General features: G+C 31.4%; 14 protein-coding genes and 1 tRNA gene. 7 read left to right on the top strand and 8 right to left on the bottom strand.

Features of this window, described 5'->3' with window-relative positions:
• Window positions 1-457: 457 nt before the first annotated feature.
• From HM982_RS06790 to HM982_RS18675, 3 genes are all read left to right on the top strand, one after another.
• On the top strand, window positions 458-685 hold the full coding sequence (locus HM982_RS06790) for a transposase (RefSeq protein WP_246296580.1): 228 nt from the start codon (window positions 458-460) through the stop codon (window positions 683-685).
• A 487-nt stretch (window positions 686-1,172) separates the two neighbouring features.
• A complete protein-coding gene (locus tag HM982_RS18680) occupies window positions 1,173-1,364 on the top strand; it encodes a DDE-type integrase/transposase/recombinase (RefSeq protein ID WP_179352332.1) in 192 nt (63 codons plus the stop codon).
• Between the two features lie 75 nt (window positions 1,365-1,439).
• The gene (locus HM982_RS18675; RefSeq protein ID WP_394354343.1) at window positions 1,440-1,601 is read left to right on the top strand and encodes an integrase core domain-containing protein; all 162 of its coding nucleotides are present in this window, start codon (window positions 1,440-1,442) and stop codon (window positions 1,599-1,601) included.
• Between the two features lie 238 nt (window positions 1,602-1,839).
• Here the strand turns inward: HM982_RS18675 and HM982_RS06775 are convergent, their stop codons facing one another.
• Window positions 1,840-2,223 carry a winged helix-turn-helix transcriptional regulator gene (locus HM982_RS06775; RefSeq protein ID WP_179352331.1) on the bottom strand — a complete coding sequence of 128 codons (384 nt, stop codon included), beginning with the start codon at window positions 2,221-2,223 and terminating at the stop codon, window positions 1,840-1,842.
• A 105-nt stretch (window positions 2,224-2,328) separates the two neighbouring features.
• Here HM982_RS06775 and HM982_RS06770 point away from each other — a divergent pair, with 105 nt between their 5' ends.
• On the top strand, window positions 2,329-3,267 hold the full coding sequence (locus HM982_RS06770; RefSeq protein WP_179352330.1) for an aromatic alcohol reductase: 939 nt from the start codon (window positions 2,329-2,331) through the stop codon (window positions 3,265-3,267).
• A gap of 91 nt (window positions 3,268-3,358) precedes the next feature.
• The gene (locus HM982_RS06765; RefSeq protein ID WP_179352329.1) at window positions 3,359-4,192 is read left to right on the top strand and encodes an aldo/keto reductase; all 834 of its coding nucleotides are present in this window, start codon (window positions 3,359-3,361) and stop codon (window positions 4,190-4,192) included.
• A 340-nt stretch (window positions 4,193-4,532) separates the two neighbouring features.
• Here HM982_RS06765 and HM982_RS06760 read toward each other — a convergent pair.
• Together HM982_RS06760 and HM982_RS06755 are read right to left on the bottom strand one after the other, a co-directional pair.
• A tRNA-Leu gene (locus HM982_RS06760) sits at window positions 4,533-4,614 on the bottom strand.
• Window positions 4,615-4,936: 322 nt separating this feature from the next.
• Window positions 4,937-5,548 (bottom strand): hypothetical protein, encoded by a 612-nt coding sequence (locus HM982_RS06755; protein WP_179352328.1) that lies wholly within the window; start codon window positions 5,546-5,548, stop codon window positions 4,937-4,939.
• 647 nt (window positions 5,549-6,195) lie between these two features.
• Here HM982_RS06755 and HM982_RS06750 point away from each other — a divergent pair.
• Both HM982_RS06750 and HM982_RS06745 read left to right on the top strand, forming a co-directional pair.
• Window positions 6,196-6,831 (top strand): class I SAM-dependent methyltransferase, encoded by a 636-nt coding sequence (locus tag HM982_RS06750; RefSeq protein ID WP_179352327.1) that lies wholly within the window; start codon window positions 6,196-6,198, stop codon window positions 6,829-6,831.
• A gap of 95 nt (window positions 6,832-6,926) precedes the next feature.
• On the top strand, window positions 6,927-7,301 hold the full coding sequence (locus HM982_RS06745; protein ID WP_179352326.1) for a transposase: 375 nt from the start codon (window positions 6,927-6,929) through the stop codon (window positions 7,299-7,301).
• A gap of 241 nt (window positions 7,302-7,542) precedes the next feature.
• Here the strand turns inward: HM982_RS06745 and HM982_RS06740 are convergent, their stop codons facing one another.
• From HM982_RS06740 to HM982_RS06720, 5 genes are all read right to left on the bottom strand, one after another.
• A complete protein-coding gene (locus HM982_RS06740; protein WP_179352325.1) occupies window positions 7,543-8,799 on the bottom strand; it encodes a tyrosine-type recombinase/integrase in 1,257 nt (418 codons plus the stop codon).
• Between the two features lie 946 nt (window positions 8,800-9,745).
• Window positions 9,746-11,050 carry an MFS transporter gene (locus tag HM982_RS06735; protein ID WP_179352324.1) on the bottom strand — a complete coding sequence of 435 codons (1,305 nt, stop codon included), beginning with the start codon at window positions 11,048-11,050 and terminating at the stop codon, window positions 9,746-9,748.
• A gap of 95 nt (window positions 11,051-11,145) precedes the next feature.
• Window positions 11,146-12,099 carry a glycerophosphodiester phosphodiesterase family protein gene (locus tag HM982_RS06730; RefSeq protein WP_179352323.1) on the bottom strand — a complete coding sequence of 318 codons (954 nt, stop codon included), beginning with the start codon at window positions 12,097-12,099 and terminating at the stop codon, window positions 11,146-11,148.
• 26 nt (window positions 12,100-12,125) lie between these two features.
• Window positions 12,126-13,010, bottom strand: coding sequence for a DUF6528 family protein (locus tag HM982_RS06725; RefSeq protein WP_179352322.1), 885 nt, complete (start codon window positions 13,008-13,010; stop codon window positions 12,126-12,128).
• Between the two features lie 321 nt (window positions 13,011-13,331).
• On the bottom strand, window positions 13,332-15,251 hold the full coding sequence (locus HM982_RS06720; protein WP_179352321.1) for an outer membrane protein assembly factor BamB family protein: 1,920 nt from the start codon (window positions 15,249-15,251) through the stop codon (window positions 13,332-13,334).
• Between the last annotated feature and the right edge of the window lie 6 nt (window positions 15,252-15,257).

The raw sequence follows: 15,257 nt of genomic DNA, 5'->3' as shown, positions 1-15,257 counted from the left end.
TCTGTGACATCAAAAACCAAATGGCTAATGTCTATTCCAAAATATTTAATATCTTTATTCATAAGAAATGTTTTTTTCAAAGGACAATCTACGCGAGTTTCAACGACTTAAAATCGAGGTCTTAAAGCCTCATAGAACTGTACGAAATCTGTGTAGAAAAGAGAGGGGATTTTCAATGTTGACGAGATCTGAAGTCTCTGCGTATATAATAACCTTACTCCTCTCTTTTGTGCTTTCTAATTTATAAATCTTAATTTAGTGTTTTTATTTAATTGCTAACTTAAGCCGTATATAATTTATTGATGGCTTATTACCTACTTGCGAAAGTCCTCACGGACTTTCTTTGTCTTAATTATTTACTAAATTAGTTGCTTGAAACACGCAACGAAATCATACACAAACACGTTGTGTGCAATACTGATCCGTCCTGAATAAAGTCTACATAATTTTAAACATTATGTTTAAAAATGACAAAGTAATTAGACGTTACAGCGAACCTTTTAAATTAAAAATTTTAGCCGAACTTACAACCGGTAAACACACAAAGAGCGAACTTTGTAAACTCTACTCTATTGCGCCTACAACGGTTAATGAATGGATTAAAATGTACAATCGTCAAGACTTAATGAACACCAGAGTAAAAGTGGAAATTAAAGACGAAATATCTAGAATTAAAGCACTTTAAAAAGAGATTGAACAGCTAAAAAAGCTACTACTTAAAAAGAACCTTGATGCTATGGTATTGGATTCACACCTTGAGGTAGCTGCTGAAGATCTTGGGTACACAAATCAGTTAACGAGCTAAAAAAAGCTAAGTTTAAAACCTTAAAAAGCTAAAAAGAAATCTAAGGGATTTACGTCATTAACCACTATAGCTCATTGTTTTGGACTTAAACGTGATGCGTATTATAAATACAAATCTAGAGCTGATAAGCGTTTAAAACTAGAACAACAGATTATAAATATAGTCAGTAAAAAACGTAAATCTCTTCCTAGAGAAGGTGTGAGCAAACCCAAAAATCATTAAATGATGAGTTTACAAAAGCAAACGTTAAAGTTGGTAGAGATACGCTATTTAAGATCCTTAGAAAACAAAATATGCTAACTCTTAGAAAGAAAACCAATGCAAGAACTACTAACTCATATCATCGCTTTATAAGTATAACAACATTATGAAATACCTTGAAATAACGCGACCTAATCAAGTTTGGGTATCTGATATTACATACATAAGAACTATAAAAGGGTTTTGTTACTTGGCTTTGATAACTGATATGTATTACAGAATAATAGTTGGATATGACCTAAGTGATAGCCTGGAACTAAAAGGATGCGTGAGAGCGCTTAATAGGGCCATTTATTAAGCTAAAAACATTAAAGGACTCATACACCACTCTGATAGAGGAATACAGTATTGTAGCAATGTATATACACAGATATTGAAAAGAAAAAAGATAGATATTAGTATGACAGAAGAAAATCATTGTTACGTAAATGCTATAGCTGAACGTGTAAACGGAATACTAAAAGACGAATTTTATCTAGACCAAACCTTTGAAAACTTAGCACACGCAAAAGAGAGCTTCAAAAAGTGCAATTAATTTACACAACGAAATAAGATTACACTTATCTTTAGATTATAAAACACCTAATATAGTATATAAATTATCAGCATAATTCAATTTTAACCTGTAGCCGTATTTCAGGACAAGACACTTTAAATATGAACCAAAAAGAATCAACCTATTTCAGTATAATACATTTGATAGCCTAAACTTAATTATTGGTATAGGACCAACTTCAATAATTTATATTTTTTTTGACAAGAATAAATAAAAATTATGTGACTTTACCGATGAAACTTTCTCCTTTTTTTTCTGCCACATCTTTCCCCCAAGCGGCTATTGTGTCCAAAACTGGAATAAGCGATTTGCCGAAATCGGTTAAAGAATATTCAACTTTCAAAGGTGGTTTTTTTGTATAAACTTTTCTTGAGATCAATCCATCATTTTCAAGCTGTTTTAAAGTGATAGATAGCATGCGTTCGGTAATATGTGGGCAATGTTTACGGAGTTCGCCAAAACGCTTTTTTTCTTCTTTTAAATACCACAGCAAAACAGTTTTCCATTTACCACCAATCAAACTAATTGCAACATCGGTCTCGCAATGAAATCCTTTTCCATTCAATTTAAATTTAAATTTTTCATCTTTTTTATCAATCATATCAAGGGGTTTAAACACTATCAAAAGTTATAGTTATTGCACCATATTTAAACTATATATAGATTTGCAAGTATACAAAGTATAGTATAAATAAAAACTAAAGAAATGAAAAAAACAGCCAAAAAACAAACAACTGATATTTTAATATTAGGAGCAGGAGAATTAGGAATGAACGTCACCAAATTTTTATCTGATAAAATTAAAGAAAACCCAGGATACTCAATTTCGGTACTTTTATTACCAGAAGTAATACATTCTACAAATGCCTTTGAAAAGAATATTATAAAAACACTTGAAAAACGAAATATAAAAATTATAGAAGGAAATGTAGTAAGTGAAACTATAGATGAAATCGCCACTAAATTTAATAATTATCATACGGTTGTTAGTTGTTTAGGGTTTTCGGCAGGGCCAGGTATTCAAATAAAAATTACTAAAGCAATACTTCAGGCCAATGTAAAAAGGTATTTTCCTTGGCAATTTGGTGTTGACTATGATCTAGTAGGTAAAGGGAGTCCGCAACCGGTATTTGACGAGCAAAGCGATGTTCGTACTCTTCTAAGATCTCAGCAAAATACGGAATGGGTAATTGTATCCGTAGGTATGATAACGAGTTTCTTATTCGAACCTTCTTTTGGTGTTGTAGATTTAAAAAATAAAACCATACATGCACTTGGAGACTGGGATACAGAAGTGACGGTTACTTCAGCAGAAGATATAGGACGCCTTACTGCCGAGGTTTTATTATTTGAACCTCGAATAGTAAACGACGTTGTTTATGTGGCAGGTGACACGGTTTCTTATCATAAATTAGCAAATATTGTTAAAAAAGTCTTAAAAACAGACATGAAGCGAGTGAAGTGGGATCTAGATTTTCTTAAAAATGAAATAGAAAAAGACCCAGATAATAATATTAAAAGGTATCGCGCCGTTTTTGGTCAAGGTATAGGTGTCTCTTGGGACAAAGCTAAGACTTTCAACGTTAAAGAAGGATTTGAAATGGAAAACGCTGAACAGTGGGCAGTGAAAAATCTTAATATTTAAAAGTATTACACAAATTAGAATTAGAAATTTAAAAAGATTAGAGATATCAAATTATCTCTAATCTTCTTGTTTAATTCAAAACAAAAATTTTATGAAAATAACAGATATCAATGGTTCCGTTACACTTAGTAACGATATAAAAATGCCTTATTTAGGTCTCGGAGTTTATAAAACAAAAAATGGTAAGGAAGTCTATAATGCTGTTAAATATGCATTGGACACAGGATATAAGTACATAGATACTGCCGCCGCATATTTTAATGAAGAAGGTGTAGGAAAGGCTATAAAGGAGCATAAAATTTCTAGGCAAGAAATATTTATTTCAACCAAAGTTTGGAATAGTGATCAAGGCTACGATAGTACTATTAAAGCCTTTAATAACTCGCTTAAAAAGTTGGATATGGAATATGTCGATCTATATCTTCAACATTGGCCAGTAAAAGGTAAATTCAAAGATACATGGAGAGCTATGGAAACACTTTATGAACAAGGTAAAATAAAAGCAATAGGGGTCTCCAATTTTTTACAGTTTCAGCTTGAAGACCTTATGGCATTTTCTCATATTAAGCCTATGGTCAATCAGGTTGAATTTCATCCATTTTTAACACAAGAATCTTTGCAGAGGTTCTGTAAGAAGGAAGAGATACAATATCAATCTTGGTTTCCGCTAATGCACGGAGAAGCATTTAAAATAGAAATATTTCAAAAATTGGCAGATAAATATCATCGCACCATAGCTCAAATATTATTAAGATGGAATCTCCAAAAGGACGTCATTATTATACCAAAAAGTAAAAGCAAGATACATATCATTGAAAATTCATTATTATTCGATTTTGAAATCTCTGTAGAAGATATGTTTTTATTGGATTCACTTAACCGTAATTTTCGAATGGGGCCAGATCCAGCTAATTTCAATTTCTAATTAGTGTATTTATCTTTTTCACTAATAATCTCAATAACCAATAAAATATTTTCATTGCTTTATAAAAGTAATGTAGCTAAATATATTAACCAGATTGTAAAACTGACCCATCCTAAATAACATTCTTTTACCCGAAGTATTTAAGAGTTTAAATTGCGTGTATATTATGATAATACAACCTATAATTTAGAGAAAATATAATTAAATATCAAATGAAATAATACAGCAACAAAGACAATTCAATCCTGAAAAACCCAAAATGTTGTACCTATGTTGTACCTGACCTTGTATTGAAACAATTTTAAACAAAAAAAATCCGAAGATTTCCCTTCGGATTTTGTACAGGTGGGGAGACTCGAACTCCCACACCTCGCGGCACCAGATCCTAAGTCTGGCGTGTCTACCAATTCCACCACACCTGCATTTTAATATTTTTAGAACTTTTCCTTGGATAAGTCCTAAGGTTAGTGAGTAAAAATCCGCTACTACTCGTACACAAGACCGTTAGCTTTAATGCAAAAATATTTACGGAATTAAATTCTGAGTATTAAAACGAAATATTTAATTTTAAAAGGATAAAGCGAAACAGAATGCAATGCTATTTTTTTACATCTGTTGATTCCTAAGTTATACTGTATTTTAGACATAAAAAAATCAATATATGTTATGATTCTGATTTGTGATAAGTATTATTTTAAAATAGTTGAGTTAAAAAATGATTCAAAAAAGGGTTAGTTAGTTTTGTTATAATGTTAATATTTCAGGAAGAAATGTAGCATTTCGATAATATGGATATTCTTGAAACAGATTAGGAAGATATTTATTAACTTCCTCTATTTCGTAAAGGGGTTCTCTTATAAAAACACTTAGTTCAGACACAATAGATCCAGTTAAACTTTTAAACTTCCCTTCATCATTATAATTAAAAAAAGCAATATCGTAACCTTTATCATCAATTATATACTTTTCTGTACTTTCTAGGATAGGTTCTTCGGTTTTCCAATCCAAAACCTGTATGCAAATAACATTATTATTTTCATCTACCAATTCACATGCCTTAAATAACACTTTACCTTTACTAAATTGTGAACTTTTCACAATAGTATATTTTCCATATTCCTTTCTTCTGCCGAGGGTTACAAACCTTTTAACATGTTCTGTTAACTTGGCTAAAACAGTATCTGTATTTTCATTATCATCTAGAAAATATTCAATATCCATTAAAACATTGACTTCATAAGCTTCAATTTTTCTAATTACACCATTCTCTTCGTATGCCTTGTGAAATTTATTCATTGAATCTTGTTCAGAGATAGGTTTTCCATAACTATCTGAAAAGTATATTTTTTCTTCCATTATACGTTTTGAGATATTAGTTTAGTGAATATATTAAGTTGAATTTAAACCAATATACAAATTTACACTTACTACAATATCAAAAGGCGTTTTAACTTTTTAGTAGTGATAAATAGCCTCGAAATTTCTTACCCAAATGTAGAATACAAATATTTTAGGAATTTTCTTTTTATTACTAATCTTTGGCAAACAATATTTAGAACCAAACCATCGATTTTTAGATTTTAGTAGAGAATACAAGCTTTCAATCGATGGAATATTTATTGTTTTAATTTTTATTGCATCTATTTATCATTTTGGAATAATATATTTTAATTATAAAAAGAAAATGTCATTGAAATGGAAAATTCTGAGCATATTTAAGAAATTAAAAAAGTCTGAATTTACTCAAAGTTAGAAAACGTAAATTTCAGAATTGAATAAAAGAATTAATTATTAAAGGACAAAAAGCACTAAAAGCTAACACCATGTATAATTAATTGCTGTATTCTTCCCTACTTGCGAATATTCCTGAGGAATATTCACGGGTTCGTAAAAGTTTGCTAACTTAGTTGCTTAACCACGCAACTAACTATACACAACAATGTTGTGGGTAATTGAATAAAATGACCTTAATCAGTCAATACTTCATTAAAAATAATAGGATAATGAATGAATTTTGGGAATCTGCCTTTAAGAGTAACGATAAGATGTGGGGAGGGAATTCGACTGACAATGCAAAGAATGTCCTTAAGTTGTTTCAAAAGAATAGAATTAAAAGCATCCTAATTCCAGGATTCGGATATGGAAGAAATGCAAAGGTGTTTTATGATAATGGATTAAATGTATCAGGAATTGAAATATCTAAAACCGCGATTGAGAGAGCTCAAAAATATTTTGGAAAGGATGTGACGATACACCACGGTTCTGTTACTGACATGCCATTTGACACAGCCTGCTACGACTCAATTTATTGTTATTCACTAATTCATCTTTTGAACCCAGTGGACAGGTCAAAACTAATTAGAGCTTGCTATTTACAATTAGCGCCTTATGGAATAATGGTTTTTGTCGCATTATCATCAAACGATAAACGATTTGGTGAGGGAGAAGAAATAGAAAAAAACACCTTTCACTCTAAACACGGGTTAAATCTATACTTCTATGACGAAGCGTCCGTAAAAAAAGAATTTCGAATGTATAATATTATTGAGCTAAAAGAAATCAACGAGCCTGAACAAAATCCAAATGAAAAACATTGGATGGTAATATGTAAAAAAAACTACCCACAACAACACCTATAAGCAATAGCGCCCTGCGGTACGCTACTGCTCATTGCCAAACCGTTGTGTATAATTTTTGACCCGTCCTGAATAAAGGCTACATAATTTTAAACATTATGTACAAAAATGACAAAGTAATCAAACGGTATTCAGAACCATTTAAACTGAAAATTTTAGCGGAACTTACAACCGAAAAACACACAAAGAGCGAACTTTGTAAACTCTACTCTATTGCACCTACTACAGTCAATGAGTGGATTAAAAAGTATAATCGTAAAGACTTAATGAACACCAGAGTAAAAGTGGAAACGAAAGACGAAATATCTAGAATCAAAGCATTGCAAAAAGAGAATGAAAAACTTAAAAAGCTACTGCTTAAAAAGGATTTGGATGCAATGATAGAGGAATCTTATCTTGAAGTAGCTGCAGAAAAATTAGGATATAAAAATGTTCAGCAACTTAAAAAAAACTCAATATCTAGCTTTTATTAAAACTAGAAATAGAGCTGAGGGATTTGCTTCTTTATCTACTATAGCAAGTTGATTTGGACTTAAACGTGATGCGTATTATAAATACAAATCTAGAGCTGATAAGCGTTTAAAACTAGAACAATAGATTATGACTCGTCCTGAATATAAGCTACCTAATATTAAACCTGAAAAATATATCAAAATATTTTATCATCTTTACGAATATTTATTTATTAAACTCTTCACATTTTTTCCAATTTAATCATCCAACTATAAGATCATTAGCTTTATCTAGCACTGTGTTGTCGAAAATTTTCAAGTAAATTTCGGTTGTCCTTATAGATTGATGTCCCAGCCCTTCGCTTATAATTTCTGTAGAAATGCCCATGTTTTTTGCGATTGTTGCCCAAGAATGTCTAATATAATAGGAGGTGATTTTTTCTTCAATATTTGCATCCTTCGCAATTATTTTCAATAATTTATTGACTAATCTTCTATCTGAACGATATTTTTTAAATGCTTCAACCGAACCATCATAACCAATTGGGAATATGAAGTCATCTGGATTTTTATCATGGGTATATTTCTTAAGTATTTCAGAAAATTCTGTTGTGATTCTAATTGATAAAGGGTCGTTTGTTTTACTTCTACCATAATATATTCTATTTCCTTTTATATCACATAATTTCAATTTAGCAAGGTCAATTAAATTCATACCTCTACAGTTAAACATGGCTAAGAAATAATTTCTTGTATGCCAAAGACTACTGTTTTCTTCATATATCAAATTTCGAATAGCAATTATTTTTTCTTTAGACAAAGCCTTTTTTTTTGTTCTCGTTGTAGATGGAATTTTATAACTGGAAAAAGGATGTTTAAACGGTATAAATACATCTTCTTTAATTGCAGTGTTATAAATAGCTCTAATTGCTCTAGTGTATGAACTTATACAATTTTTAGAATTTCCTTTTGACAAATGTTCTATTTCAAAATCAGTTAAAAAAGTTACTGTAACCTGATGAAACTTTACAGGAGAATTATTATTAAATTTTTCAAAAGCTGTTATTGCATTTTTGTACCAATTAGCAGTTGCTGGCTTGTTAGATTTCAGTTTTCGATTTATTAAAACGTTCCCCCATTCCTCAATAGTAATTTCATTAGAAAGATCTTTCTTAACTTTTGAATCTAATTTATCATCCCATATTTTTTTAATATTCTCAACTAGCGTATCAACTGTTATCTGGTTAAGAGTATCACCAAGTTCATTGATCAAAGACTTTGCTGAATGAAGTTTTTCATATAACGTTTTATTAATCTCACTGCAATCCAAATCCTTATTTACAGAAACTGATTTTTTAATAGTCATGTTATTTGCATCCCATCCAGCTTTAGAAGTCTTATAAGGAAGACGAATCATTCTAGGTCTTTTATGAAAAACTCTAACTACGATTGGAAACAACCCATCATTCACAGTTTTTGACTTAGCTCTGGTATCCAAAATTAATTTTGCTCGTGCCATTTCTCAGTAATTTTAGATATAAAGTTAGCAAAAATTACGCACACTTTACGCACACTTTTGTTTGAGTACAATTCATATCAAACAACCTCAAAATTAACTAAACCGAACAAAATCAACTATTTATAAATAATATTACTTTTGAAAATAGTCGCTTTTTTGGCCTTTTAAGCAGGTGGTTCTAGGTTCGAATTCTAGTGCGATCACAAAAAGCCTTAACAGTAATGTTAAGCCTTTTTTGTGTTTAAAACATAATCGTATTGGTTGACGTACATTCAGCAAGTTAAGGTAAATAATGATTATATCAGTTGGATGTTCTTTCTCTACACGATAAAAGCCAGCGTGATGAATACCCTCACGTTCTTTAAGCTACTCGTTAGTTAGCTATCTGCGTTTTCTCACAAACTTAATATTTTTACCAAATCCAACAAGTATCCTTTTAAGACTTAGGGATAGATATTGCTTTCTTATAATTCATATTGTCGTTTATTAACAACAAATATGATCTTTTTCGCATAAATAAGCGACATTTCAAAAATAAACACGAATAACATACAGTCTTTTAACGACATATATTTGACGTTATTATTCAAATATTGATTTCTCCCTTTTATAGATTCTATCAAAAATTGGCTTGTAAATCGGCATCAGAAGAGCCATAAATTTTGATTGGTAATCGTTTTTCGATTTTAGGAAGTTTGAACTGTACGTACCTGTCCTTTCCGTCTGCGAATGTAATAAATTCTCCTTTTTCTAATCTGAAGAAAACGTCTCCCTAATTTTTGTGACTTCGCACTCTCTTGTAGTAATTCGTGTATCAAAGTTGAGATTATAATTACGATTAACATTTTCTGTTTCTCTTGTAGCTATATAAGAAATTATTGCTACCAATAATATAAAACCGATAAAAGTTAATAATTGCACATAATTAATTTTAATCGTTTTGATTTCATGTCTTTTTCCAAGTCAGCAAAGCAAATAGAAACGAAAATATAGCTGCTCCGATCCAAAAAATACTAATGGAGTCAAAATTATATAACGTTTCTCCGTTTACTACTGACTTGTTATTTTCTATCAAATATCCACTTGCTATATCTTGTATTCCTGCTGCTGCATAACTCATAACTCCAACGATACCCAAAGCAGCTCCTGATGCTTTTTTTGAGACTATATCTACTGCCATTAAACCGCCTAAATAACAAATTAACGCCCCTATAGCCAAACCAAATATGACCATACTTAAAGCATCTAACCACCATATATTTTTTGGACCTAATAGAAAAAGTGACAAAGCAAACACATTCATTAACCCAAAAACTAATGCTGGCATATTTCTTCTCCCTTTAAAAAACTTATCTGAAATAAAGCCTGACGATGCTGTTCCGAGAATACCACAAACTGCACTTATGGCTACTAAACTATTCGCTTCAGTTAATGTATATCCTTTAGCTGCTTCAAAATAATAAGGCCCCCAACTATTTACTGCATATCTTGATATATACATAAAACCACTTGCCAAAGCTAATATCCAAACATAAGGGTTTTTCAAAGCGGCTTTCTGCTCATCCCACGTAGATTTTTTTTCTTTTCTAAAATCTTCATTTACTGGCGGTAGTCCTTTACTTTCTGGGGTGTCATGAAAAAACAAAGAAATAATTAAAGCCCCCAACAACCCAACTATAGCCGCAGCTCTAAAACCCCATTCCCATCCAAAATAAGAAACTACTACTGCGGTTAATATATAGGTTAAAGCCTCTCCAATATTATGGCTAGTACTCCAAAACCCATAAAAACTTCCACGTTCTTTATCTTTATACCATCTAGAGAGTGACACTACACATGAAGGTGCTCCCATGGATTGCACCCAACCATTTATCCCCCAGAAGATTACAAAAAACAAAAAAGTACTAGTGAAACCCATTACTAAATTAGCTAAAGCAGATACTAAAAGACCTAAGGCCATAAAGCGTTTAATGTTACTATGATCTGCTAAAAAGCCATTTGATAATTTACCAATAGCATATGAGAAAAATAGAGCTGAACCAATAATTCCTAATTCTGATTCTGTTAAAATACCAGTATCCACTATAGGTTTTTTAACCACATTTAAGCTTAATCTACAAACATAATATAGACCATAGCCCAATGTAGCTGAAATAAACACTTGCCATTTCAACTTTTTATAATAAGCTTTTTGTTGCTTATCCCCTAAAGTTATTGTTTTAGGAAGCGATTTTTTAAAATAATGCATCATGGTATTAAAAATGATTAACTAATTATTAGAAAAAGCGCAGCAATTAAATAACACTGCGCTATTTCATCTCACTAAACTCAATAATAAATATGAGATTAATCGTGGAGTTTATTTTCTCGTAAATATTTTAGTAATAATTCTGGTCTGTCTGTTTGTATCATATTGACCCCTTTATCTACATACCAACCATAAATACTATCCGTATTAACAAGGGCTACATCATCCTCATAACCAGAATTTAAGCTTTTCCAAAGTGAATTCACCCAAACTTTACTTCCATTATTTTTAATTTTAGAAAACTGATTAATTACTGAAGAGGTATCCCGAGAGAATACGATTTCGAAAGCAAGTGGTTTAATTTTACTTTGATATTCCAATAGAATAGATCTTGCGTTATTTTGCTTGTCTAAATGTATAATTGGCATAAAAATTATAGAATCTAATTTACTTCCAAAATCCCTTTGTACATCTTCTACCGATTTATTATAACCTTTTATTACAACTTGTTTAGAAGTCCCTGTTTCATCTATTATTTTATAAGCTTCATCAAAATAATCATAGCATTTGTCTAAATTGATAAGGATTTTACCTTTAGCTGTCAATAAAGCTTCGCGTAATGTTGGAATTTTATGATGTGTTGGTCTGCCAGTCCCGTTTTTTAGTCTTAAAGTCCTAAGTGAATCTAAAGTCCACTCCTTTACAGGGCCTTTTCCTGTGGTAGTTCTATCTAATTTGGAATCATGTATAACCACTAGCTGATTATCTTTTGTTCTATGAATATCTATTTCTACCATATCCACTCCCATTTCTATACAATTCTGAATTGCTTGAATTGAGTTTTCAGGAGCATTTCTCCAATCACCTCTATGAGAAATGACCATTATTTTATTACTTGTAGGATTACTTAAATTGACCAATAAGTCTTCTATCCGATTGCTTTTTGAATCAGAATCTTTTACTGAGTCACTAACAGTTGAAATTGCTGGTGCCTCTTTACATGAAAAGAAAAAAAGAATAAAACAGACTGATATAAATATTATATTTTTCATTAAATTAATTATTAAAATGTTAATTCTTATTCAAAATTCCACCATCTCACCTTGTATAGATTTACGTCTGGAATTGAAAGTTTATTATTAGGGTTGGTTATATAAATATGATGTGACCACCATTTTTCTTCCGCTTTTACATATGCAATTTTATCATTTTCGGTTATACTAATTCCTTTAATATCCTTAACACCTTCTAAAGGCCGAAAAACTTCGAAATTTTCTAACGTTTTGTTAAATCTCCAAATATTGTTATTTGTTGTTATCAATAAGTCTCTCTGATTAAAATTTACTAAATCATGACCGCCAGTATCTGGCAAAGCCCATTGTTCTTGAAGTTGAACTCTTCTTGATTCTGATGACCAATTGATTAGTTTATATGCTCTTAGTTCATTTGATCCAAGAGCATAAAGTAATTTGTTGTTTTTTTCCCAAACGAGTCCGTGACCACCATACAAACTATCTTTAAGAAAAGGGCTGTTTTCGACATTATGCTTATTGTAAAACGCAATACAATTACCATCTTTATTATTAGATGCTGCAACAGCTATTATATCATTTGGTAATTGTTCAATAGAATGAGGATTTCCGATTTTGGCATAAAATATTACATCCTTACTTTGTTTGTTTATAATAGCAATACCACCAGTACTAGAAGTAATCATAATATTTTTGCCATCATATGATGGCTTACATTCATCAATTTTTTTAAAATTATTTTCTTGATATACTAACGGTAAACTTATTGCGTCTGCAGGTTGCCATTGCCAAATGATTTTTGCTTCTACTAAAGAATCTTCAATATCTATTATAATTACCTTATCACTACCGCACGCAATTAATTTACTCTTTTTCTCTTTACATGAAATAAAACACAGTAATAGTAGAAGTGTATAATATCTTTTCGTCATGAATTCAAAATCTACAGTATTATTAAAATTATTGTCAAAAGAACCTACATATAAAATGCCTTTATAGATTTATAGAACCAATTATTAGTCTGTCCAAAAGAAACCTGAACTAACATTAGACAAAATAATAATGTGATTTTTTTCATAATTAAAACGTTTAAAGATTAATTAATATGGTATTATCTTTTTTTAAACTATATTTTACACTAGTAAAACGAAGAACTAATGTATACCAAAAGCGTTTTAATTTAACGTGAATCGTGAAATTCATGCTATGAAAATTTTTTTAACACAGGACAATCAAATGTTGCATATTGTTTTCTATCTACCAGTATGTTTTGGGTTTTTACCAAACATTGGCCAAACATCATTAGCCAAGCCTTCTGAAAACATTTCCAAGGCATGCAACTTATTGTCGTAACCGCCAACATATATTGTACCATCAGATCCAATTGCTGGTGAAGACCAAACATCTCCTCCTGTTAAGAATTTATATTTTAGAGTACCATCTGGGTTAACAGCATATACGTGATTATCCCATGATCCAAAATATATCACACCATTTACATCTATTGCTGGTGAAGAGTTTATTATGGCTCCAGGAGTATCAAACGACCATACTTGCATTCCGTTGGAAGCATCCAATGCTAATAAATTATTACCTTCTTTAGTACCGACATATACTCTTCCACTGGCAATTGCTGGCGCACATACCGAAATTCTGCCTAAAACAGGGACACTCCATTTTTCAGTACCATCGGGGTTTACAGCATAAATGGCTCCAGCACTACCTCCTTGGTCTACTCCAACGATAACGGTGCCATCAGAATCGATTGCAATGCCACTTTGTGCATTTCCATCAATAGGGAACGACCATACTACAGATCCATTACCTGGGTCAAGTGCATATAGATTGTCATCATCAGACGTTATATAAACTGTACCGTCTTGTGCGATTCCTGGCGTAGAACGAATATTACTATCTGCCGTGTTAAACACCCATTTTTGTGTTCCGTCTGGATTGATCGCAAATAAATTGTCACTATCGGATCCAATATATATTGTTCCATCTGAAGCAATTGAAGGTGTTGCATAAATTGCATCCCCACCTATATCAAATATCCAATTTTGTGTGCCATCTGGATTAATGGCATGCAAATTATTGTCTTTTGAACCTACATAAATAGTACCATCATTACCCACAGCTGCTGATGAATATACATTGTCTCCTAGTTGGGAATATATCCATTTTAATGTACCATCAGGATTAATGGCATGAAAGTTTGTATTATCCTCCGATCCGATATAAATCGTACCATCATCTGCGATAGCTGGAGACTGCGGCTTAATTTGATTTCCTAGATCATATTCCCATTTTTCTCCCCAAACAAAAACTTCTCGTGAATCATTAAAAATTGTGCCTTGTTCATCAGTTATTTGAACAACTACATTATAAATTCCTGGTGTAGAGTATGTGTGTGTTGGATTTTGTTCTGTACTAGTATTACCATCTCCGAAATCATAATTCCAAGAAGCTGCAGTGCTTCCTGGCAAGTATGCAGGATTATATGTAAAGCCAACTAACTCACTAGCCATAGGGGACTCAACACTTAATAAAAAAGCTGATATTTCTCCAGGAGTAATAACATCTCGAACCTCATTTGAACTATTTCCTCCTGAATAATCAATTTGAAAATCAAAGCTATATTCAACATCATTAGTTAAGCCTAAAATTTGATAAGTGTTTGTTCCAGAAGGTATTTCAATCGTTTGTCCATTCGGAGACCAAGACAATTTATACCCAATAATATCATTTCTATTAGGTGTGTTCCATGATGCTATTGCCAACTCATTACCAGGTAATATTATAAAGTTTAATTGGTCCTGGGGTTCAAGTTCAATTTCATTCTGACCAGATACACCGCTACTCCCATAGTCCGCTTGAATACTAAAGCTATAATTTGTTCCATTAATTAGATTAGATACTTCATAAGTGGTCGTAGCTGCATCAAGAATAGTTTGTTCTCCATCAGGAGTCCAATTTAATAAGTAGTTTTCTGGAGATGAATTTCCTGATGGCACTTGCCATATTAGACTTGCTTTTTCATGAGCGACCTCACCAGAAAATACCGTTACAGAATCAAGGTCAAAATTTGCTTTAGGTAAATCATCGTTTTCACATGCAGAAAACAAGACTATTAATACTAATAATTTAATATATACTAAGTTTATTTTTTTCATTTTACT

Source organism: Winogradskyella vidalii (genome assembly GCF_013403955.1).
GTDB classification, from domain to species: domain Bacteria; phylum Bacteroidota; class Bacteroidia; order Flavobacteriales; family Flavobacteriaceae; genus Winogradskyella; species Winogradskyella vidalii.
Note: the sequence above shows the minus strand (reverse complement) of the source record. Positions and strands in the feature narration are given on the sequence as shown.